The organism is Bradyrhizobium sp. WSM2793, assembly GCF_000379585.1.
Taxonomy (GTDB): domain Bacteria; phylum Pseudomonadota; class Alphaproteobacteria; order Rhizobiales; family Xanthobacteraceae; genus Bradyrhizobium.
The window spans coordinates 1-22,006 of record NZ_KB902798.1 but is presented as its reverse complement, the minus strand read 5'-3'; the positions used below and the strand labels follow the sequence as shown (position 1 = coordinate 22,006).

Below are 22,006 nucleotides of genomic sequence, written 5' to 3'. Positions count from 1 at the left end.
TGCGGAAAGGTCGCGTTCTCGATATCCCGCCTACAGCGGGTCATCGGGCGTGAATCAAGAAGCTCGGGTATGTGTTCCAACCTCCATGGGCTTACGAAGGCAACTTCGGTACGCGTCGATATCTGAAGCGGCGCGGGCCAAAGCGTCAGCGCGGTCACCGGCCTTAGGAGAAGGTAATGATTGAGCAAGCAGTCTCATACGAGTTACCAATTCTCACTGCCAATGCACGACCACGATCGTATGTGGTTCGAAAACACCAACTTACTGAGGTGCGAAACCTAAGTTATGCGGGGCTCCATCGGAGAGATCGATACCGCAATTGCCGTGATCGATCGCCCTACTGCGCCGCAGCGGAAACCGCGAGAGACAGCGCGGGGCTAAGATCTGGTGGCGCGTTTTCAGTGATGCCAATCGCGCCTTACTTTTCTCGGGATATTTGCTAGGTTTCGTTTCCGCCCCACCATTGGGTACACCCGTGGAAGGGCCATGAGAACTGGGGCCTTCGGATGCGAAGCCGGACCTGCTAATTCCCGCGCGATCTTTTCGGGCGAAGGCGCGGACCGGCGTGCCACTGCCGGCGAAATCAACGCGGACAACCCGCGGATCGTCGCAGCCGACGTCCTCCTTCCACAATGTCCGCCGCACCGCCCCAAAGTCATTCTGCGGGCAAATCACCTCAGATGGCGGCTCGCCGCTGTATTTGCAACTGACGATGAATTGTCGAGGCGAACCGAAGCGCTCAGGTACGGTGCCAGGGGCGACAGCGGGGTGATCGAGGGAGCGTCGCGGAATCCAGCCTCAGATAGCTGGATTCTAGGCTGATGTACCGAAGATGCAGCCGTCTGCATCGCGATTGTAGCGGAAGCAAGGGGACGATAGTCAACTGAGACGGCTAGCAAACCTTCTGCATGCCGCGGGGAGCGGGAAATACAGATGCTGCAGCAGGCAGGTATATCGACCGCTTCGGCCGAACTGCTGCTTGTCCGCATGTGCGCCACGCCCGATGACCTATGCAGAGAACGAAGCACCTTAGGCAACTGGTCAAGCCTCTCTCGTCGACAGAAACGACCCATAGCCCCAACTCCGTCGTCGCACCACGAGCGAAGAACGCAGAGCTAAGGCTTGGTGGCGCGTCTTCGATTGCCGGGCCTGCGACCTTGCTGCGGGCGTTCATGTCGCCGGCCTGCTGACAGGAACCAATCGAGACATCATGGGCCTCGGCGGCTCGGGAGCGTCCACCTCCACCCCTACCGACACCTCCGCAGCGATCGGGCGCGCTTCCATGAATTCGAGGACGGAACGTCCCTTGTCAGTGATGCGCCAACCGCCGTTTATTCGCTCACGAGTTTCTGCGAAAAGATGTCGAGGTTCGGCACACGGGCGGCCAATCTCCTGGTGTGCTCGGCCCAGTCCCGACCGCTAGTCGCTAAAATGGCCATGTCACGTTTGAGCTCTGCCATTGGTGCGAACCCGTCCGGATAGCTCACCAAGATCTTCAGAACTGTGAGCTGGAAGTTCACCTGAGTGACGACATCATCGTGCCTGCGCCCAACGCCACATAGTCGCGCTTCGTTAAGCGCTTCGCGGCCGATCTGTCTGAGGCGGTCGGGCGCCGTCTCACCTTTGATGGAGGTTTCCAGAATCTTGGAGGCGACATGCGCCCGGGCGCCGGTCTCGTCCCGAGAAACGCTCTCGCAGACCTCGTCGAGGATTGCGCGCAGAAGCGCGGTGGTAGCGGCATCCAACATCTCGAGATCTCCCCCATGCTCTACGGAGGATGATAAGATGGGATCGCGCATTCCTGAATTGAAATGAGTTAATCAGGCAGATATCTAAAACTGCGTCCTACCCCGCGCCCGCTGCGCGTAGCGGGCGCCTTATGACTGTCGACGACGAGGACGCAATCAGCTTGATGAAGCGTCTCGCAAATCCGAAGGATGGCGATCGCTCCGACCAAACACTGCGCGGCAAGATTGGTCTCTCGCGCGAGCGCTGGTCAACGCCGTGCGGCCAGCCTTCTTGAGGAGCCTCGACGAAGGTCTCTCCTCGGGTGGTGGCTTCCAGGATTTTAGAGGCGACGTGCGTTCGGCCGCCGGGGTCGTTAATATAGACTCATTTCAAAATCCAGAACTCGCACTTTAGGTGGTGATCGGCGTCGATGGCGAGAGAACTAGTTGCAATAGCTGTGACCGGTTGTAGTCATTTTTGCACAAAAGCTGCGAACCATATCCGAGAATCGCCGCCAAGCGGCGCCTGAAATCGATTACTCGATCGTTCCCTCGCGCGATTGGAGCCGACAAAAAGGCGTATCTCGCAACACTGATATTTTCGAAAGCTTGGAGTTCTCGATGGGTGATCGACCTGCTCATCTCGATCCATTGGGGCGTTTCGTCCCTGACTTGGCTACGCGTAAAGTTCGAGCGGTCTTTTTCTACATCCAGCAAAGGATGACGATTGAAATGCGGGATTCATGAACAAAAAGAAACGCATCGAGCGAATGGAACCAAGTGGAATGATGATGCAGTTTCAAATTGCCTATCAAGACGACTCGGATGTGATGAAAATTGGAGTGGGGCAACCACGCACAGGAACCAGCGCCCGTGGACCGCAGTTGAAAGGCACAAACTGCGAGGGTTGATCGATCGAGGACTGTCGGCAAGCACAATCGTGCGAACTCTCAGACGACCGTTGGTTTCGATCACCGAGATGGCGACGTGCCTAGGCTTGCTCTTGGATCGCGAATAGGCGGTTATATCCAAGCGATCGCAAGCGCAACCGAAAGGCAAACGAAACCAACCAGCATATTGGCGAAGCAGCAACGTTAGTTTTCCGCCGACTTGCAATTCGGCGGATCGCTCAGAAATGCTGCGTCTGGCTAACATCGGCGAATTTCACACTTCCATGATAGCGGCACATACCGGTCGACCTGCCTATCCATCCGCGCTGAGACGCGGACTGATTGACTAGCTCATCGTTGAGGATGTTGAAAGTTGCTTTGTGCATCCTGATGAGCTCCAGGGTCTCGTCGCCGAAGTCGGTAGGCTGTGTGGCTGAAGGGCGCGTTTTGATCGAGAGTAGATCAGCCGATACTGAGAGAGCGGGAATTGTCGCGCTGGAAAAGCAAGCTGCGGATGGTCTCCGTCGCGCCAGACCGCCGCCCGTTGGCTCGAGTCGATACGCTCTGCGCCAGCTCGCAATCCGGCTTCTTTGGCTGCCTCGAAACGGTATGGAACCTATGGTCTGCAAAACGAAGGCGAATCAACATGAGATGAGTCGCGCGTGTCGGTCTAGCTGAGGGTTGTTTGATGGATCGCAGTCGGCGTCGGCCTTTGGTCAGACTAGAGCAGAGAACGCCGTCAGTGCCAGAAGGATACCAGAGACCGGGTCATGATTGCGCATAAAAGACCCTCGATTGCATCGCGGAAGAGACGGCAGCGCCGCTGTCTCGCGCAGTTTGATTGGTTAATTCAGAAATCATTAGTCAAATCCGCCGCACTATTCCTGCCGTTTTGAAATGATGCGTTTTTTCCAGCGCTACACCATAGCTCGCCGTCTTACGGCTGAGGCAAAGAGATCGAGTTTGAGAACTCCCAAAGATGAGGATCCTTGGCGCTTCGGCGTTTGCAATCCTCACTGGTCGGCTGCCTGAACGCCGCGCATTTGCAGGCCGATCCCAAAACTGCTGGAGCCGACCTGGCTTGGAAGAAACATCGATTTTCAGCGAAACTGCCATGCCACCTTAGGCGGCTTGGACCCTGCCGAGGAAGATGTCTAGTTCGTGCTTCAGCCGAGAGCTTTCCTCAGACAGCAGTTCGGCAGACGTCAGCACCTGCATCGAGGCCCCGCCGGTTTCTTTCGCACGGTTGGTGAGTTCGCCGGTGCTTGCTGCCATCTGAGTCCTGGTCGCCGCTTCATTCAAATTGAATGCGATGCTCTTGCTCGTTGCTTCCTGCTCTCCGATCGAATCGACCACGCGCATGGCGATCTCCGAGATACAACCGATGATGACACCGATTTCGGTAATCGCACCGACCGACTCAGTCGTCGCCGCCTGAATGCCGCCGATGTGCTCACTGATCTCAAGAGTCGCATGCGCGGTTTGAGCCGCGAGAGATTTCACCTCCTGGGCGACCACCGAAACCTCTGCCAAAATCCCCAGCGCGCGCGGCCTCAATCGTCGCGTTCAGCGCGAGCAAATTGGTTTGGTGCGCGATCGCGGCGATCAGCTGGACCACGCTGCCGATCCGCTCCGCCGCGACCGCCAAACTAACCATACGCTGGTCACTGAGCTCAGCCTTGCGAACAGCTTCGCGCGCCATATTGGCCGCTTCTTCGACCTTTCGGCCGACATCGGCGATGGTTGCCGCCATTTCGCCCGTCGCCACGTTGAACGTTGTTCGACGCTTCTTCCGATGAGGAGGCGACCTCGACCGAGAGTTGCCGGCTGTGACCAGCCGTGCGGGTAAGACAGCGTGCGGAGGCTTCAAGTCTTGTGGAGGCGGACGAGATCATGTCGACCACGTTGCCCACAGCGGTTTCGAATTCGCCGGCGAGCCGGGCGATATCGGCCTTACGCTGCTCGGCGGCCGTACGATCCTGTTCGGCCTTTGCATCGAGCTCGGCCTGGCCTTCTCGCGCGCTTTCAGCTTGAACATTTCGACCGCTTTGGCCATCTCGCCGAGCTCATCCGTTCGGCCAAGGCCCGGCAGAACCACATCGAACCGGCCGTCGCCGAGCTGGCGCATCGCCGCCGTCATCGAAGCGACAGTTCCGGCGATGCGCTGGCCGAATAAGAAAGCGAGCAGGCCTACGAGCATCGTTGCAAGCCCAATCAACCAGATGAGCGCTCGCCGAATTTGTTCGGCTCTTATTTCGGCAGCCTGCGAACGCGCGTTGGTGGCAGCCATGATCTGCATGAGCGTCGGGCGGATGCGGTCGTAGATCTGTGCGAGATCGTCCACCTGGTCGCCCAGTGTCTGCCGCGTTACCATGAACGACACAAAATTCGATTTGTACGCGCGGATCAGTTCGAGCATCTTGGATTTCACCTCGGCCGGTAGGCTGGCCTGAGCGAGTGCAGTCTCGAATTCCGCCTCCCGGTCCACTAGTTGATCGCCATGCTTTGTCCGCCTGCAGCTTTGATCTATTGACGCGAGTCAGGCTGCGAAGGCAATCGACGCCGAGCGGCACATCACCGCCGAGGGCGGCGCGGCGTACCCCACGATGTAGATCGCCATATTCACTGATGGCATAATTCTGGGCCGCGCAATTCTCCCAGATCGCAACGTCGCCCGCCTTCCAGCTCCAGCGCACAGTATTTTCCGGCGCCGTGATGTAGGACAGAAACAGATCGAACAGCTTTTGGCCAGTGCATTTCTGCAGGCCGACGAAGCGCTGCACGAAATTGCTGAGCACGAGCGCGCGCTCGTTCTCGGGATGGACACGAACGACTGGATGCTCGGTCTCGTAGATTGCTCCGGTGAAGACATCGCCAAAATGCTTCGCTTTCGCCTCGGTGGTGCGCACCGTCACGGCGTAGTCACAGGCACTGCTGTGAACCGCCCAGAGATCGTCGGCAAGCATGCGCAGGGGTGCCGGAAGATCGAGATATGCAGCCGCAGTGTTCGACCAAACGGTGTCACGGGCATCAGGCGGGATCACCACGCGGCGCAGGACCGAGATTTTCGGATAGGAATCGACGAAGGTGACATCGATATGCCACTGCTCCGTGCGACGGCTGCCGCGTCCCGAGATTAGTTCCACGATCGACGACGTCGCCCTGGCAGCCGCACCGACTATGGGACGCGGAACCAGCGTGCCGAGTCGGACGGCAAAGCGCTCCTGCTCGGCATCATCGAGGTGTCCCTGGTCACGGAAGAAGATGACCTTATGCTCAAGCAGGAGCTGGTTGATGGCTCGGATGACCTCGTCGGAGGCTGAGGCCCGGTGGCGCACATCCGCCTTCTCGGCCGCGCTGCGTTGCTCCTGACGTTCAGGCCGTCGCCGGCCTGCTTCGACAAGAGTCAATCGAGCCGTTATGGGACTCGAGGTCCGTCGATGAAGATCCCGTTCCATAGTGTGCGGGCGTGTCGTAGTTCGTGCTGGCGATCAGCGCCAAGGGCAAGAAATATTAGAGGAGTTCAGCTTTTCTCCTGCGGCATAAGGGCAACTGCCTCTGAAGCTCCTAGGCCAGCGACTCAGTTCGCGGGGTCTGAAGGCACGCGCTTCATCCTCGGCCTCGACCACCACGTGATATAGATGGCAATCAGCCAGAGCACGGGCAGAAGCATCAGCAGCGACGCGACCGCGGCAATCGTCGGGTCGATCTCGTGACGAATATTTTCCCACATCTTTAGCGGCAGGGTCCGGATTGACAGCCCACTGATAAACGAGGAGATGACAACCTCATCGAAGGAGTGAATGAACGCGAACACGGCGCCCCCGATGACGCCGGGCGCGATGAGTGGTAGCGTGATTCTCCTGAAGGTCTGCAATGGTCCGGCCCTCATGCTCTTGGCCGCCTGCTCTAGCCGCCGGTCGAAATTCGCGAGGGTCCCAGAAACGATGACGACGACGTAGGCGATGGCGCCGATGCTGTGCGCCAGGACGATGCCGGTCATCGAGCCGATCAGTCCGAGATTGGCCATCCCAAGGTAAGCCGCAATGCCGACAACAATTACCGGAAAGGTTATCGGTGTTAATATCACCATGGTCAGCAAGCTGCGAAACCGTGGAGAGGTGCGGCTGAGGCCGTACGCCGCTAGGGTTCCGACGATGGTTGACAGGATGGCGGCCGCAACGCCGACCTGGATACTGGTCCATGCGGCGCCCTTCCAGGATGGATCACCGAAGAAGGAGCGGTACCACTTTAGCGAAAGGCCCGAGGGAGGGAATTCCAAAAACATCCCTGCGCTGAACGACATGATGATAACGACGAGGCCAGGAAACAGCAGGTAAACCATGACGAGTGCGACAAGAGCCGTGCCAGGGATCTGCGACCAGCGGCTGTCGCTCTTGGCCTGGTAGAGCTTGGCCGTCCAGCGTCTCGCCCGATATGGTGTGGCAAGCTCATTGAGATACCGCGTCAGCGTGCTGAGTGACGGCAGCCGGCTTAGCCAGGAGCTCCGCGCAGGTCGCGCCGCGCCGCCCTGGGTATCGGAAAGATCGAGCCCCAGAATGAAGAGCATGACTGCGGCGATGCCCAGGAGGATGAAGGCTGCGGCGGCGGTCCGCGCCATGTTAAAGGAGCTCGAGACCTGCGCCGCGATGAAGGTCGACAGCATGGCATCGCGCAATCCACCGAGGGCGGCCGGCGTGATGTAGAAGCCGAGGCAGAGCACGAATACTAGCACCGAGCCGCTCCGCACGCCCGGCAGGCTGAGCGGCAGGAACACGCGCCAGAAGGCCGCAAAGGGGCGCGCACCCATGCTGCGGGCCGCTGCTGTCAGCGACTTGTCGATGCCGAGCATGACGCTGACCAGCGGCAGAATCATCATGGGCAACATGATGTGCACCATGCCGATATAGACAGCCATGCGGTTGTAGATGAGTGGCAGTGGGCTGGAAATTAGCTCGAGTTCGAGGAGCAAATTGTTGATCAGGCCGCGGTCTCCGAGGATCACGATCCATGCATACGTGCGCGCCAGCAGGCTGGTCAAATAGGGGATGATGACGAGGACGATCAATGTCATACGTAGGCGCTTCGAGGCGGCTGCGATCAGATAGGCCGTGGGATAGCCGATGATGACGCAGATAGCCGTGGCTATCACGCTCACCTCGATCGTCTGGAACAGCACGCGGACATTCGCCCGCTGCCCGAGAAACGCCTGATAGTTGAAGATCGAGAAGGCGGGCGCATTGAGGCTAGTCAGGAAGAGCAGAACGATCGGTATGCCGAAGACAACCAGCAGGATGGTGAAGGCCGGCACGATGATCCCAATAGGCGTTCGGCCAAGTTTCAAAAGCGTCTCCATCGCCTTGCACCTCAGACCGTGACGAAGCGGAGGTCAGATCGGAGCCAGTCGAGCCGCACCTCGTCGCCGGGCCGGAATATCTGCTGGCCCGATGCGACTGGCTCGCGCACAACGAGCAGGCTGCTGCCGACGCGCACGTGGTATTTGCGCAATGGGCCGGCATAGATCATGTCGTCTACGGTACCACTAACGGACTGACGATTGTTTGCATCCGCGCGCTTCGGAGCCGCGGGAGCGGCGACCCAAATACGCTCCGGCCGGAGCATCGCCACTGTGCCGGACGGCTGCGCCGCGTCGGTTTCAACATTGAAACCGGGATTTTCGAGGATGTTGGCCTCGCCCAGAAAACTCGCCACGAAGCGCGTCGCCGGCCGGTCGTAGAGGGCCTCTGGCGTGTCAGTCTGCTCGATCCGCCCGGCGCGCATGACGATGATGCGGTCAGACAGCGTGAGCGCTTCTTCCTGGTCGTGCGTGACGCAGACGGTCGTGATGCCGAACTCCTTGTGAAGGCCCTTGATCTCCCCCTGCATCTGCTCGCGCAGATTGCGGTCGAGCGCCCCGAGTGGCTCGTCGAGCAGTAGGATCGGCGGATCGGCAATCAGCGCGCGAGCAAGCGCCACGCGCTGCTGTTGGCCGCCACTCAGCTGCGAGGGCAAGCGGCCGCCGAAATCATCTAGGTGCACGCGCTCGAGAATGCGGTCCACCCGCTTTGCTCTCTCGGCGGCCCTCATGCCGCGCATTTCGAGCGGAAATTCGAGATTTCGACGCACCGTTAGATGAGGAAATAGCGCATAGCTTTGGAAGATGATACCCTGGTCGCGTCGGTAAGAAGGCACTGCGGCGACAGACTTTCCGGCGATCAGGATGTCGCCCCGATTGGGCGCCTCGAAGCCAGCAAGCAGCATCAGCGTCGTGGTTTTACCGCACCCGCTGGGGCCCAAAATGGTTAGGAACTCGCCGCGGCCCACCGTAAGGGACAGATTCCTGACGGCTGCCACCTGTCCATATATCTTGGTGACATCTCGGAATTCGATCTGCGCAGGGATAGGCTTGTTTTTCAACACTTTCGTCCTCTGCCCGTACGAAGTTACTTCTGACAGCACATTTACAAGGTGCTCTTGAAGGATTTGATTCTGGCCATCTGCGCCGTACTGCGGTCCTCGAATCCGGCTCGGGTGACGATCATTGGCTATCCCCCTTGGGGGTTAGGTGGCTCGCGCGTGGCGCTTGCGCGTGCAGGAAAATTCATTCGGCGAACGGCTTACCGGCGATTGCCAGGCCAGCGTCGGCGAGCGTTAATCTAAACAAGACGACCACGACGCCGACCAATCACGCTGTCCATCCTGCGAGATTGCCGCTTTGATATTCACCTGAGAATCCACTCGTTCCAGCGCTGTATGAGCCGTTCAGTATTTGTCATGCCATCCGATGCCACCTCCCCGTACCAATGCATGTTGATTGGAATGCTAGAAGCCACGTAGTCAGGGTGGCTGGCAAATTTTCGTCCCAGGTCCTCTGGTATCAATTTATAGGCATTCCGGTTTGTTGGGCCGTAAGGTATCAGCTGCGCAAAGGCTGCCTGCCTTTCCGCGCGGGTAGCGAATTCAATGAACTTTTGCGCGTTCTGCGTATTAAGGCTGCCCTTCGGAATCATCCAACTTTCCACGGTCATCTTTGACTGATTTCGATTGATCTCTATCGGCGCACCTTGGTCGATCAAGAGAGTCGCCCGGCCGTCGTACGAATTCGTGAGATCGGCCACCTTATCGTGCATCATCTGCTGGATCTCAGATCCGGTCCCCCACCATTTCCGAATATGCGGCTTGATCTTGTCCAAGCTCACAAAAATGCGGTCGATGTCCATTGGGTAGAGAGCGTCCTTCGCCACGCCGTCCGCCAAGAGCGCTTCCTCCCATGGACCTTCGGTTCCGTGCTGGCCTGATACCAGCGAGCGAACTCCAGGATACGTACCGACATCCCAGAACTCGGACCACGAGCCTGGCCGCGCCTTGCCGGCCGGAAACTTCCTCGTGTTATAAACCATGACGTAAGCATAGATGAGCGACCCGACACTGTAGGGGCTCTTGGCAAAGTCGACGATCGCGTCTAGTTCGTCCTGCTTGTAGATAGAGTAATCGATTTGTTCGACGTAACCTTTCGCAGCAGCTTGAACGCCTGTAGCTTGGCTCCCGGGGAATACGTCAACCGAAACGCTATTGGTCGAAATCATAAGCTCAAGCTGAGCCAAGCCGACCTGGTCCATTACAGGGGTCACTTTGATTCCCGTCTCAGCTTCGAACGGTTTCACATAGGCTTCGATGTATGCCCTTCCCAAATCACCGCCGTTGACCAAAACTCTCAATTCGCCCGAGGACTTCGCAAAAGCGCGATCAGGAATGCAATCTAAGGCACCAAAGATTAATGGTGCAGAGCTCGCCTGCACGAAACGTCTGCGGTTCAGCAAAAAGCTCATTGTTTCCCTCCTTACTTCTTGATTCTATAAACCCGTCCCTTGCGCAAAATATTACGAAGCGCCAATGCCGAATTTCCCTGAGATAAGACTGCTCACTGCCGAGATTCTGCGCCTGATACGAAGAGATGAAGATTTTATGCGGTATGTCTGCCTCGGAGTTTATCCAGGAAGATCTGAGCTTTGGAACGATGGAGGGGTACAATGGGTTGCTCGTTAATCTGGCGGCGCGAGATTCGGCATGCTGACGCGGTAGGCGCCGGGCAGGCATAGCAAGCCATCGTGACATTATCGACGACAGATCGAACAGCGCGCGTCTTCAGATGCTTGGCATGTTGCCGCCCCTCACGACCGGGCAACATGAGCTTTGCATTGCTCCTTGGTGCCGAGCACGAGCACTGGATTGAGTCCGAACACGTTTATGTGGATGGGGCCCGAGGTCCGGCGCCGGCGATCGTGCGCGCCGTGCCACCTCGCCGTCGTACTCTTCGGAGATGCAGATAGCAAAAGCAGCAACGGCCGCCAGCACCTTGTGAAGCCGGCCGGCAAGCTCCTGATCTCGACTGCACGCCCGTGGACCCATGCCTGATGCTGGCGCTCAACGGTTCCAGTCCGCCATGGAGTCATTACGACAGTATCACGTTATCGATCAACCGTGTTGAGCCGACGTAAGCCGCGACACACAGCGCAGCGGGGCGCTGCAGAGGACTGTCTGCGGGCCTGAGTGTATGAGCGTCGACAAGCTCAAGGTACTGCAGTCGATCGACCGCAGTCAGCGGCCCCTGGCGATCGCAATCAGCGTTTCCACATCGCGCTCTCCCGAGCGATTGAAAATCCTTTTGTCCAAAAAAGGCGACATCCGGCTGCACCATACTGAATAGTTTGCAGACGACAGTGGCGACACCGCGAAAATGCCCTGGCCTGAAAGCCCCACATAGAAAAGATGCTAACGACGGTGAGGTCGCACTTTGTTCGGCTCGCCTCGACCAGCGCCAAGTGGCCGTCATGCAGGTAACCCATGGTCGGAACGAAGCCGACGCGTTTATCCGCCTTGCGATTTTTTGCGAGAACGTGACGCAGCTCAGCGACCATCGAGATTGTCTGCATGTTGGAAATCAGGTTGAGTTGGAAGGCGCCCAGTTTGCGATCGTGCCACCTAGTCCTTCGGCAAGTCGATAGGACTCTTGTGGAGCCGGGAATGTATCGCTACGGATATCGGCAGCCCAGCGCGACAGTGCCTCCTGCAACAGCTGAAAACCATTCGCGTAGGCGCGAACGAATTTTGGGCGATGACCTTCGATCAGACCCAAAACATCATGGAATACGAGCACTTGTCCCGAGCAACCGGGGCCAGCTCCGATTCCAATCGTCGGTATCGTTAGGGATTAGGTCGCTCGTGCGGCGAGCTCGGCCGGGATGCCTTCCAGTACCAAGGCGAAGCATCCGGCCTCCTGCAGACGGTGCGCGTCGTCGAGCAGACGCAAGGCGTCATCGGCTTTCCGGCCCTGCACCTTAAACCCACCCATGACATTGACGCTCTGAGGGGTGAGGCCGAGATGGCCCATCACAGGAATTTCGCAATCGACCAAGGCGCGGACCATTTCGACACGCTTAGCACCTCCCTCAAGTTTCACGGCGTTGGCGCCACGCTGAAGGAAGCCTCCTGCGTTGCGGATTGTCTCCCGGGGCTGAGATGGAAGCTAAGAAAAGGCATATCAGCCACCAGCAAGGCATGAGGCCTTGTGCGCGCAACGGCTTCTAAGTGATGATTCATCATGGTCACGCTGATCGGCAGCGTGTTGTCGAATCCGAGGCAGACGTTGCCAACGCTATCTCCGACCAGGATGACATCCACGATGGGATCGGCGATGCGTGCCGTAACCGCGTCGTAAGCGGTAGTCATTGCGACACGCCGTCCCTCCACCTTCCACTGCCGCAGCATTGGAATCGTGACACGCTCAACAGGCTGCTCTGAAATGTGGCTCATCTTGGATCCCTGCCCCGCATTCCCGCAGTTAGCGCCTTCCTTGGGAATTAGAGAGAAGACTGTCAATGGTAAGAACGAAGAAGGTTTTTACCTCTCCAAACTAGCGCAGGACGCACGAAAACATCTAATGGCCGCGCGATCATCAGTCGAGAACTTCTCGGTCGCTGCTTCATCACTACGATCCGCTTGGATTCGCTTGCAACGGCAAGTGGGAACGCAACCACGTCGCCCACCAATCGAAAAGCCGCTGGGCACCTTTGGGGGCCGGGCGACTCTGATAGGAGCTGGCTTGTGGTGTCTTCGTCTCAAACTTGGTCTGCGACCAAAGGGCAACGGTTGAGCCAGACGTGAGCGTGCGATCACGCTCAGGGCAGGGCGAGTGCTCTCGTTCATTTTCAGGCCGCCGCGGAGGCGATCGATTCGGAAGAGCCGCAACGATTTTCGGTGCGATCGCAGCCGGCGCATATAGGCAGCGTCAACAAAAAGGATGAACAGAATTCGCTGACAAGCTCTCCGCGAAACCGAATTGCGTCACGACACTCCTGTTTAGACGCGGGCAGACACAGCAAACGGAACGGGGTCCAGGCCAGGAAAAGCCAGAAGAAATAATAGGATGCGATCGCACCGTGGGGCGCGGCCGAGCAAACCGTGTCGCGCGACAGCTTAGCTACAGTCCGCTTGTTCAACCTGTAAGCACTGAAGTCGATGATTGTTGCCGAGCTCGCAGTCACTTCATACCTCCATGCCACTCTTGAACGCGTCACGTATAATTTGCATGAGAAGTTTGGGTCTATGCCTTTTGCCGTGAGCACTTTGTGCCGTCGCAACTCGGTGCCACGTATCAAGCCGCTCGCAACCAGCAAAGCCAGTTGTGGTCGGCCTCCCGCCGCGCCTTTAGGCGCTCGAGGCATTTCTTGGAGCAAAGCGCTGTTCGCCAGCAGTAGTAGCGGATCAGCCCGAGTTTTCCGCCGCATATTGCGCAGCACCTGACTGGACCGTGATAGTGGGTCGGGGAGCTGTTGTACATTCTCGCCTCCTGTGTTGGCATTACGTGGATCGCCCCCGTGTACTGTCTATGCGGCGGCACCACACCCACACGTGAAGTGCGGCGTCGCCAATCCCGATTCTCGCGGCATGTATGGATACCAGGCGCAAGAGTCTGACTCTGATGTGCGCCTCCTTGGCGAAGCTGCAGACTCCAGAGGAGTGCTCGCCGAGATTATTGACTGTAAGGCGCATTCTGAGCTTGATGATGCAATAAGCAGGGCATTGACGATTAAATGCTGCTTTCTGGCGCTTTTTTCTATGGATTTCCACCGGCCGGGCCAATGGGCGTCGTGTAGCAGCACCTCGCCTGGGTAATCGGTGCCCACCTTCTTGTAATGGGCTATCAAAGGTGGCAATCCAATTTCGCTTCCAACACTTAGACGCATGCTTGCTGTGGGCTAGGTGGGACATAGATTCTGCCGGTGCCTCAGCGAAGTTGAGGTGCTCGCGTTCTTCGAGAAACGCGTGGAGAACCGCGTCTCGCACCTAGACGGCTAAACGCTCCCTGTGACTATACACGCAAATCGCATCCTCAAGCCAACGCATCGGCAGCGTCGCGGATAGCGGCATAGATTTGATCAATATCTACTGCCGTGACACAATAAGGCGGCATCACATAAATCGTATTACCGAGCGGGCGCAGCAGCAGATTCCGGTCCTTGAAGTAAGCCTGAAGCTTGGGGCCGATGCCCGCGAGATAGCCAGCATCGTTCGTTTCTAAATCGAGTGCTGTGATGGTTCCGGTCCGGCGGACGTTTGCAAAGCGGAAGTCACCACGGAATGGCTCGATTGCCTGTTCCTGCATCGTAGCTACTGAGGCCACGCGCTGGAGAGAGTTCTGATTCTGCCAGAGATCCAGATTGGCCTTGCGGCGGCGCAGGCCACTGGATCTGCGCTATATGAGCTCGAATGAAAGAACGTCCGCGTGCGATCTTTCGAATAATGCGCATCGAAAATATTCGCGCGGCAGAGTGTCACCGCGGGTGGGAGCGCCCCTCCCGTGAGGCCTTTAGAATAGCAGGCGATATCGGGCGTAACGTTGGCCTGCTCGCACGCGAATAATGTTCCGGTGCGGCCCCAGCCCGTCATGACCTCGTCGGCAATGAACAGGACGTCCGAGGCTTCGCAAATCCGCTTCATTTCTCTTAGCACCCAGGCTGGGTACATCAGCATTCTGCCCGCCCCCAGTATCAGAGGCTCCACAAAAGGCGGCCGGCATTTCGTTTCGACATGCGGACTCGAGCGCATCGAGCGTCAGTTGCTCACGATCTGTCGCAGGGAAGGGCATTGACGTAACATCGAACAGCAGAGGGCCGTAAGTCGCGTTGAACACGCCCCGGGCGCCAACCGACATCGCTCCAACCGTATCGCCGTGGTAGGAATGTTGCATCACTACAATGCGGACTCGCTGATTGCCGATGTTATGCCAGTAGCCGAGTGCCATTTTTAACGCGACTTCTACACTGGCTGACCCACTCTCGGAGAAGAACACATGGTCGAGGCCACGAGGTGCGAGTTTCAAAAGCAGCGCCGCGACCTCCTCGGCCGGATCGTGCGTGTAGCCAGCGAAGATGATTGGTTGAGGTGCCTGTTCCTGAATTGCGCTCACAATATGCGGATGGCAATGACCATGGGTCACGACCCACCATGATGAGATTGCATCGATGATTCGATGACCATCTGCGGTGTGGAGATAGGCGCCGTCGCCACGCACAATCTTTGTCATCTCGTCTTGGAGAGCGTGTTGCGTGAATGGATGCCATATTAACGACGTCTTCTTTGGCATCATGGCTTGAAATCATTAGGGATAAACGCACCTCTGAAGACAGCCTGAAGCCTGTCTGGCGTGAGAGGAGAAAGCCAGGGCAATCGCCCTAGCCAACGCACCCGACCGATGTCGCAAATTGCGCTCTCCGTTTCAGCATTTCTTTCGCCAATGAATGCAATTCCAAGAATCGCGATGTGGCGCTTTCGCAAAGCCTCTATCGATAGCAGCGAGTGATTGATGGTCCCCAGTGCTGTGCTCGCACAAAGCACGACCGGAAGCCGCCATCGCTCGAAGATGTCAATGTAAAGTGCGTCGCACCTCAGCGGAACCATCAGCCCGCCGGCGCCCTCGATCACGAGCGGCCGCTCCCTGGTATCGGGTACTTGGAGCAAGTCCACATCGATGCGGGTTCCGTCGACTTCGGCGGAATAATGGGGCGAAGCCGGCGCTCGAAGACGGTAAGACTCCGGAACGATCCGATCGGCGGAGAGATTGCCCAATCGCGCGACGAGCTGGGTATCGGTCTCTCCTTCGAGGCCGGCCTGATTCGGCTTCCAATAATTCGCGCCGAGGAGATTGGCGAGCCCCGCGGAAAAGACTGTTTTTCCGATCCCGGTATCCGTACCGGTCACCACAATCTTCTGACTCATCAAGACCAGCCCTTCGTCTCGTCAACCAGCGCACCGAGCATTGCACACACGTCATCCTCCCCGACGTTGAGTGTCAGTGAAATTCGCAAACGCGCCGTACCCGCCGGCATGGTTGGCGGCCGGATTCCCCGAATATCGAAGCCGCGAGCCTGCAATGCAGAGGCGAGCCGCATCGCATGCGCATTGTCGCCAACGATATAAGGGATGATCTGCGACTCCGAAGGACTTCGCCGACCGCGCTGACAGATCTCCCGATGCGTGAACGCGACCAGCTTGGCCAGACGCTGCTGACGCACGGGCTCCTCCTGCAGGATTAAGGGTGCCTCCCGCACGGCGACGGCCATCAACGGTGAGGGTGCCGTGGCGAAGATGAACGGACGGCAGCGATTGACTAAGAAGTCGCGCAGCACGGTGGACGCAGTGACAAGCGCGCCTGCAGCACCCAGCGCCTTGCCGCAGGCATGAACGACGACCAGATTTTCGCGCCCCTCATAGGGCGCAGTGAGCCCTCAACCCTGCTCGCCGTAAACGCCTGTGGCATGAGGTTCATCCACCATCAGAAACGCATCGTACCGGTGCGCAATCGCGATGACCTCTTTGAGCGGTGCGAAATCGCCATCCATGCTGTAGATGCTTTCGACCACGATCCAAACGCGGCCGATTCCGCCGTTCGCACGCCAGTCGCGAATCGTTTTTTTCGAACGAGTGGGGGTCGTTATGGCCGACTATCCGAAAGTCGGCCCGGCCAGCCCGCGCGCCTTCGTGAACACTCGCGTGCACAAGAGAATCGAGAACGAGCAGATCGCCCCGCTGCGGCAGCGTTGTCAGGAGAGCAAAGTTTGCGACATAGCCGCCGCCAAAGAAAAGCGCGTCTCTGCTCCGAAGAAACTGAGCCGCCTCCGCTTCGAGACTTTCGTGCTCCTCGCAATTGCCGCGCAGAAGCCGAGACCCACCGGCTCCGATCGATGTGCCGGCGTGAAGCGCGGCTGAGACGGCCTTTTTCATACGTGGCGCGCTCGCGAGTGCCAGATAATCGTTCGATACGAAATCAATCCCCGCGCGCGGCTTGAGGCCGCGCAGCCGGCCGTCTTCGTTCAGAGCATGCAATGCTGCAGTATGATTGCCAAGTTTGGCAGCATGGATTGGCCGCATTCTTCACTCCCAGAGGTGGTGATCCGCAAAAATTCCGTTTGGCCGCTAAGCAGACACACTTCAACCTGGTAGGATGCGATTTTCTCGGTCAACCAGCACAACGCGTGGCCTGAAGGTTTTTGCTTCCGCCTCGTCATAGGAGGCATATGCAACGATAATAACTCTGTCTCCGGGCATCGCGAGCCGCGCAGCCGCACCATTCAGGCCTATGACGCCTGAACCCCGGGGCGCTTCGATTACGTAGGTGGCAAACCGCGCTCCAGTTTCGACATTGTAGATTTCAACGCGTTCGTTGATTAAAAACCCCGCAGCCTCTACCAGAGTACTATCGATTGATATTGAGCCCTCATAGTGCAGATCGGCTTCGGTTACCGAGGCGCGATGGATTTTGCCTTTCATCAACGTGATCTGCATGTCTCACCTAAGCTAGATTTTGCGCACAGCGCTCTCGCTGCCCTGTTTCACGCAGGTAAGCCCGGATGTGATTCCGAGCCGGTCGAGCAATTTCGCGTCGCGGTCGCGCTGCGGGTTTTTGGTGGTCAAGAGCACGTCGCCGATAAAGATTGAATTTTGCGCCGGCCAAGAAGCACAGCGCCTGCAGTTCATCGGTCATATACTGCCGTCCGGCGGACAACCGCACGCGCTCTTCGGCATTATGATCCGGGTCGTCGCGACCGCGACCGGATCGGGACGCTCCGCGATGTCATTGATCGGCACGCCCTTGACCTCGTTCCACAAGTTGATCGGCACGCTTTCCGGATGACTGGGGAGATTGGCGAGCAGGACGAGCATGCCAAGCCGGTCTTCGAGGCGCTCGCCCATTCCGATAATGCCGCCACAGCAGACCTTGATACCGGCCTCGCGCACATGTGCAAGCGTGTCGACGCGGTCCTGCAAGGTGCGGGTGATTATGATCTTGCCGTAGAACTCCGGCGAGGTGTCAATGTTGTGATTGTAGAAGTCGAGGCCGACCTCGGCGAGCCTTGCGGCCTGCTTCGGCGTCAGCATGCCAAGCGTCACGCAGATGCCCATCCCAAGACCCTAAACCGCGCGGATCATGTCGCAGACCTGATCGAGATCGCGATCTTTTGGACTGCGCCAGGCTGCGGCCATGCAGAAGCGGGTCGCGCCGGCGTCCTTGGCGCGCTGCGCACTGGCGAACACATCGGTGCGATCCATCAGGCGGGTGGCTTTCAAGCCGGTATCGTAATGCGCGCTCTGCGAGTAGTAGCCGCAATCTTCCGGACAGCCGCCGGTCTTGATGCCGAGCAGGCTTGCGGTTTCGACGTGGTTTGGATCGAAGTTCTCGCGGTGAACGCTCTGCGCCTGAAACATCAGGTCAGCAAACGGTAGGCCATAGAGCGCTTCGGCCTCGGCGAGCTCCCAGTCCCTGCGAACCGGCGCGCTGCTGCTGCTGCTGTCGTTGTCTTCCGCTCCCACACAACCACCCTAAAACTTGCTTTCACGCCGAGCCATAGATAATAACCATGATTATCTATAGGACGATCCGGAGCAGAAGTGTAAATCAGGGTTAGCGCTAATAGTTTGCGAAAATTAGGCTGTGAATGTAGGAATACTGCAAGAAGAAGCCCGCTTCTTTACCGAACTCGGCGGCCATTATCATGTGGCCACCTACAGATGCAAGCACGGATGATAGATAATCTATGATTACCTGCAACGAAACGACGGTGGCGGGACGGATTGCGGACTCAATCGGCGAGCGCATCATCAGCGGCGAACTCGAGCCAGAGGCCCCGCTCCGACAGGATCATGTCGCGCGAGAATTCAATTCGAGCCATGTCCCAGTGCGGGAGGCCTTTCGACAACTGGAGGCTCAACATCTTGTCGTCGCTGTGCCTCGCCGTGGCGTGCGGGTTGCCCCACTCGATACCAATTCAGTGAAGGAGATCGCCGAGATGCGCGCCGCGCTCGAAGTGGTCGCGTTGCGTAATGCGGCGCCAAAGCTTACATCAGCCCATTTGGCACGGATCGAGCTCGCCCTGATTGAAGGAGATAATGCGCAGACGGTTCAGGACTTTGAGATGGCCAACCGCGCGTTTCATCACGCGCTCGTGGCGCCCTGCGCGATGCCGCACCTGCTCGCCAGCCTCGACGGACTACAGCTTGCCAATTCTCGATTGGTGTTCGTGATGGCACGCAGTGCAGGCTGGCGACCGCGGTCCAATCAGGATCACCGGCTAATTCTGCAAGCGCTGCGAGCGCGCAATATTGAACAAGCTTGCAACTTGCTCGCGCGCCATATTCAAACGATTGAGCGCCTTGTCCTTACTGACCAGAAGTGAGAGGGCTATCGGTTCTCACCACAACCCCACATGCACGCCGGCTCGAGATTGCTCGCAACCGCAAGACAGACCAGCTCGGCAACGACATCGACGTTGTGGTCTATGGTGAGTTCGACAACGAGATGGAGCTCGCAGCTTACAAAGCGCATGATCTATACCAGGAAACGGTCAGGCGGGTGCGACCACTCCGGGAGCTGCGCTTTGCGGCCGACTACAATGTATCGACAGATGCGCGTTTTGGCTGAACGGCAACTATAGGCCAGCTTGCTCGACGCATCGAGACCAATGGCGAGGCTGAAACTGAGAATCGATTTCACAAACGTGCGGATCCTGACGAGCGTCGCTCTCGTTGCGGTCGGGATCACGATATGACCGGGTCTACTGGCGCGCCAGTGCTCGGTGGCCGACAGCCGATGCACGTCCGCGAGCTGCAGTGGATTGAGCCTGTCACAGCAATGCGAGCTCTCGCGCATCGACCTCACCTCACGTTTCTCGATAGCGCAGCACGGCATGAGTTGCTCGGACGCTACTCATATCTGACCTGCGATCCGTTCAGCAGCTATATGGTCGCGGACGGACAGGCGAGTTGCAACAGAGAGGCTATCGAGGGAGATCCATGGAGAGTTCTTCGCAGCCTTCTCGCCAAGTATCCGCAAGAGCATCGCCCCGATCTCCCGCCGTTCCAGGGAGGCGCGGCCGGCTTCCTTGCTTACGATCTGAACAGGACATTGGAGCGATTGCCGGCACCGGCGATTCCCGGTCAGCGTCTGCCCCAATCTATTCTGCATTTCTACGACGTAGTCGTCAGCTTCGACCACCGTGACGGCAGATGCTGGATTGTTTCTACCGGATGGCCGGAGCAGGATCCCTCATGCCGGAGAGAGCGCACACACCGCCGAGCCGACGAATTTGCGGCAATGCTTGTGAGCCCGAAGCCGCCGCCGAATGCCTCCGTCGGCGCACCGGGCGCATGGCATTCAAACTTCAGCCGTGATTGCGGCGGTACAGCGCGTCATCGATTTGATCCTGGCTGGCGATAGCCACTCTCGATTGGGTACGGCAGGGCGGCCGCGTCCTCGTATACGGCCGTCGATGGGTCGATCTTCACCGAAGCAAAAGCCAAAAAGGACAACCCACCATATTTTGCTGGGCCAGTGCAGCTCCAACCCGCTCGCGAGTTGGATGGGATTGGGCCGGGAAGGTGGCCGAATCTGGGCAATAGACCGCTAAAACAGAAGTGCTGGAGCGTGCCGCGGATCCGCTACCGTCTCTCTCATTCGGCGCAGGAGAGTTTAGCTTGGCGACGGCAGATCGATAACCGCGTCGCCAAGCGCCAGACGCCGCGTAAAACGCATTTGCTTTGAGCTTTCATCTGATCGGTCGGCCTAGCGCCGTCCATAGATGAAAGTTACCGCGCCGCGAAGAAGAAAGTCAGCCAACTACAGCCTGGTTGCGCCAACATCAGGCTAATTTCTGGGTTTAGTGCAGAAGTCCATCGCCGAACTGGATGAGTGATTACACGCAAACTTGACGGCATTGGGTGCCGCTCCCAGCTAAACGCGCTTCGGAATTGGCCCAGGCCGTGTGAAAATCCAGCGACTTGGGGCGCTCCGGCGCATTTCGTGGCCGCCGCGCTTCTCATTTGCGGATTCCGATGATCGCGCGCAGCTATTCCAATCTGATGCCGCGCAGCATTCCAATCTGATCGCGCGCATGTGAAGCTCCCGATCGTTAAAGGCAATTGGCACTATCGGNAGCCCGTGGTCAAGCGGCGGCCGAAGAGATCACGTCTGNNGTCACTCGATGGAGCGAAGCTGACTGGACGCGCACCCCCAACAGTGCCGTAGCGGCCGGTCAGCTTCGCGGGCTGCAGTCCCGNTCTTCATCGGGCCGNCGATGTAATCAAGGNCGAGGAAGAACCGGCGNGCGACGCATGGAGTCACCGTTCAGTTCGAGCCTGTGAGCATTGTGAAGCAACCGATCAAGTATGGCATCAGCGTAGGTTGGGTCATTTATGAGCTCATGCCATTTGGCAATTGGAAGCTGGCTGGTGACGAGTGTTGATCGACGGCCGTAGCGGTCCTCAAGGATTTCGAGCAGATGATGCCGGGCATTGGCGTCGCAATCAGCAGGCGCAGCATCGGGCCGATCCGGCTTGCCTCGCTGCGGATCTTTGCCGGCGTCCACTCGCCATAGCGCCGATGGCTGGAAGGCATGTGGGCGCTGATCGTCGTGTGCCGNCCGTTGCCGCTGCCGCGCATGTGCGCGGCGATACGCTCGCCCCCCAGGAAGATTTCAATCGTTCGCGCACAGATCCGCGCTTCTACCTCGCGACGGGCGAAGCGGTAGGGGCACCGAGTAGTAGTGTCGTTCGATCTCGACNTGATAGTCGAGCCCGACCCGGCATCGGCGCCATTCGGCATGGACCCACGGCTCGCCGGGAAGCGGCTTAAGATTCGGCGCGTCAATTTCCTCGAACAGCTGGCGCCGTGTGCGACCATACTGGCGCAGCACCCGTCCGTCATTGAGCTTGGCCAGCCACTCAGCGATCGCACCGTTGAGTTCGGCCAGGCTGTAAAAGGTTCGGTTGCGCAGCCGCCCCAGCAGCCAGCGCTCGATGATTCCGACGCAGGCCTCAACTTTCGCCTTATCTCTC

At 58.3% G+C, this 22,006-nt stretch carries 17 protein-coding genes and 11 pseudogenes; 6 read left to right on the top strand and 22 right to left on the bottom strand.

Going from position 1 to position 22,006, the window contains the following annotated elements; all coding sequences use genetic code 11:
* Positions 1-1,170: 1,170 nt before the first annotated feature.
* Together A3AS_RS0128200 and A3AS_RS45645 are read right to left on the bottom strand one after the other, a co-directional pair.
* Positions 1,171-1,520, bottom strand: a pseudogene (locus A3AS_RS0128200) (hypothetical protein).
* A gap of 13 nt (positions 1,521-1,533) precedes the next feature.
* Positions 1,534-1,748: pseudogene (locus A3AS_RS45645) on the bottom strand (hypothetical protein).
* Between the two features lie 131 nt (positions 1,749-1,879).
* Here A3AS_RS45645 and A3AS_RS47665 point away from each other — a divergent pair.
* Positions 1,880-2,023 (top strand): hypothetical protein, encoded by a 144-nt coding sequence (locus A3AS_RS47665; protein ID WP_157644403.1) that lies wholly within the window; start codon positions 1,880-1,882, stop codon positions 2,021-2,023.
* Positions 2,024-2,470: 447 nt separating this feature from the next.
* The gene (locus A3AS_RS47660) at positions 2,471-2,638 is read left to right on the top strand and encodes a hypothetical protein (protein WP_157644402.1); all 168 of its coding nucleotides are present in this window, start codon (positions 2,471-2,473) and stop codon (positions 2,636-2,638) included.
* Positions 2,639-3,739: 1,101 nt separating this feature from the next.
* Here the strand turns inward: A3AS_RS47660 and A3AS_RS49915 are convergent.
* The 8 genes and pseudogenes from A3AS_RS49915 to A3AS_RS49270 form a co-directional block, all read right to left on the bottom strand.
* Positions 3,740-4,135 (bottom strand): methyl-accepting chemotaxis protein, encoded by a 396-nt coding sequence (locus tag A3AS_RS49915; protein ID WP_305803870.1) that lies wholly within the window; start codon positions 4,133-4,135, stop codon positions 3,740-3,742.
* Positions 4,080-4,370, bottom strand: a complete 291-nt coding sequence (locus A3AS_RS49285) for a methyl-accepting chemotaxis protein (protein WP_305803869.1) — start codon at positions 4,368-4,370, stop codon at positions 4,080-4,082. The genes A3AS_RS49915 and A3AS_RS49285 overlap by 56 nt, the downstream gene beginning before the upstream one ends.
* Before the next feature lie 138 nt (positions 4,371-4,508).
* Complete coding sequence (locus tag A3AS_RS49280) at positions 4,509-5,036, bottom strand: HAMP domain-containing protein (protein WP_245283296.1); 528 nt, start codon at positions 5,034-5,036, stop codon at positions 4,509-4,511.
* A gap of 82 nt (positions 5,037-5,118) precedes the next feature.
* Positions 5,119-6,039, bottom strand: a pseudogene (locus A3AS_RS49275) (TauD/TfdA dioxygenase family protein); the annotation flags it as partial.
* A gap of 158 nt (positions 6,040-6,197) precedes the next feature.
* Positions 6,198-7,973 (bottom strand): ABC transporter permease subunit, encoded by a 1,776-nt coding sequence (locus A3AS_RS0128170; protein WP_026202445.1) that lies wholly within the window; start codon positions 7,971-7,973, stop codon positions 6,198-6,200.
* 11 nt (positions 7,974-7,984) lie between these two features.
* Positions 7,985-9,034, bottom strand: coding sequence for an ABC transporter ATP-binding protein (locus A3AS_RS0128165; protein WP_018320868.1), 1,050 nt, complete (start codon positions 9,032-9,034; stop codon positions 7,985-7,987).
* 305 nt (positions 9,035-9,339) lie between these two features.
* Positions 9,340-10,446, bottom strand: coding sequence for an ABC transporter substrate-binding protein (locus tag A3AS_RS0128160; protein ID WP_026202443.1), 1,107 nt, complete (start codon positions 10,444-10,446; stop codon positions 9,340-9,342).
* A 623-nt stretch (positions 10,447-11,069) separates the two neighbouring features.
* The gene (locus tag A3AS_RS49270) at positions 11,070-11,147 is read right to left on the bottom strand and encodes a hypothetical protein (RefSeq protein WP_245283304.1); all 78 of its coding nucleotides are present in this window, start codon (positions 11,145-11,147) and stop codon (positions 11,070-11,072) included.
* Between the two features lie 24 nt (positions 11,148-11,171).
* Here A3AS_RS49270 and A3AS_RS49265 point away from each other — a divergent pair, with 24 nt between their 5' ends.
* Positions 11,172-11,324 carry a hypothetical protein gene (locus A3AS_RS49265; RefSeq protein ID WP_245283306.1) on the top strand — a complete coding sequence of 51 codons (153 nt, stop codon included), beginning with the start codon at positions 11,172-11,174 and terminating at the stop codon, positions 11,322-11,324.
* On the opposite strand, the pseudogene A3AS_RS49260 reads toward A3AS_RS49265, so the two are convergent.
* The 9 genes and pseudogenes from A3AS_RS49260 to bioB all read right to left on the bottom strand — a co-directional run.
* Positions 11,325-11,450, bottom strand: a pseudogene (locus tag A3AS_RS49260) (pantoate--beta-alanine ligase); the annotation flags it as partial.
* 51 nt (positions 11,451-11,501) lie between these two features.
* A pseudogene (locus A3AS_RS50140) lies at positions 11,502-11,550 on the bottom strand (hypothetical protein); the annotation flags it as partial.
* An 8-nt stretch (positions 11,551-11,558) separates the two neighbouring features.
* A pseudogene (panB, locus tag A3AS_RS43910) lies at positions 11,559-12,430 on the bottom strand (3-methyl-2-oxobutanoate hydroxymethyltransferase).
* A 395-nt stretch (positions 12,431-12,825) separates the two neighbouring features.
* Positions 12,826-13,161, bottom strand: coding sequence for a hypothetical protein (locus A3AS_RS47645; protein ID WP_157644399.1), 336 nt, complete (start codon positions 13,159-13,161; stop codon positions 12,826-12,828).
* 848 nt (positions 13,162-14,009) lie between these two features.
* Positions 14,010-15,266: pseudogene (locus A3AS_RS43905) on the bottom strand (adenosylmethionine--8-amino-7-oxononanoate transaminase).
* Entirely contained in the window at positions 15,263-15,895 is a 633-nt protein-coding gene (bioD, locus tag A3AS_RS0128125) for a dethiobiotin synthase (RefSeq protein WP_018320865.1), read from the bottom strand. The pseudogene A3AS_RS43905 and the gene bioD overlap by 4 nt, the downstream one beginning before the upstream one ends.
* Positions 15,895-17,047, bottom strand: a pseudogene (locus tag A3AS_RS43900) (8-amino-7-oxononanoate synthase). Before A3AS_RS43900 ends, bioD begins: the two are co-directional and overlap by 1 nt.
* 60 nt (positions 17,048-17,107) lie before the next feature.
* Positions 17,108-17,461, bottom strand: coding sequence for an aspartate 1-decarboxylase (gene panD / locus A3AS_RS0128105; RefSeq protein WP_018320864.1), 354 nt, complete (start codon positions 17,459-17,461; stop codon positions 17,108-17,110).
* 12 nt (positions 17,462-17,473) lie between these two features.
* A pseudogene (gene bioB, locus A3AS_RS0128100) lies at positions 17,474-18,487 on the bottom strand (biotin synthase BioB).
* Between the two features lie 224 nt (positions 18,488-18,711).
* Here bioB and A3AS_RS0128090 point away from each other — a divergent pair.
* Both A3AS_RS0128090 and A3AS_RS43895 read left to right on the top strand, forming a co-directional pair.
* Positions 18,712-19,350, top strand: coding sequence for a GntR family transcriptional regulator (locus A3AS_RS0128090; RefSeq protein ID WP_018320863.1), 639 nt, complete (start codon positions 18,712-18,714; stop codon positions 19,348-19,350).
* A complete protein-coding gene (locus tag A3AS_RS43895) occupies positions 19,347-19,595 on the top strand; it encodes a Dabb family protein (RefSeq protein WP_018320862.1) in 249 nt (82 codons plus the stop codon). The genes A3AS_RS0128090 and A3AS_RS43895 overlap by 4 nt, the downstream gene beginning before the upstream one ends.
* Here the strand turns inward: A3AS_RS43895 and A3AS_RS48535 are convergent.
* Positions 19,503-19,823 carry a hypothetical protein gene (locus A3AS_RS48535; protein ID WP_198293734.1) on the bottom strand — a complete coding sequence of 107 codons (321 nt, stop codon included), beginning with the start codon at positions 19,821-19,823 and terminating at the stop codon, positions 19,503-19,505. The two genes, A3AS_RS43895 and A3AS_RS48535, sit on opposite strands and share 93 nt — an antisense overlap.
* On the opposite strand from A3AS_RS48535, the gene A3AS_RS45625 reads away from it, so the two are divergent.
* On the top strand, positions 19,719-20,390 hold the full coding sequence (locus A3AS_RS45625; RefSeq protein ID WP_371260726.1) for a hypothetical protein: 672 nt from the start codon (positions 19,719-19,721) through the stop codon (positions 20,388-20,390). The genes A3AS_RS48535 and A3AS_RS45625 overlap by 105 nt on opposite strands.
* A gap of 862 nt (positions 20,391-21,252) precedes the next feature.
* Here A3AS_RS45625 and A3AS_RS45620 read toward each other — a convergent pair.
* Positions 21,253-21,453, bottom strand: a pseudogene (locus A3AS_RS45620) (ATP-binding protein); the annotation flags it as partial.
* Between the two features lie 23 nt (positions 21,454-21,476).
* A pseudogene (locus tag A3AS_RS43890) lies at positions 21,477-22,006 on the bottom strand (IS21 family transposase); the annotation flags it as partial.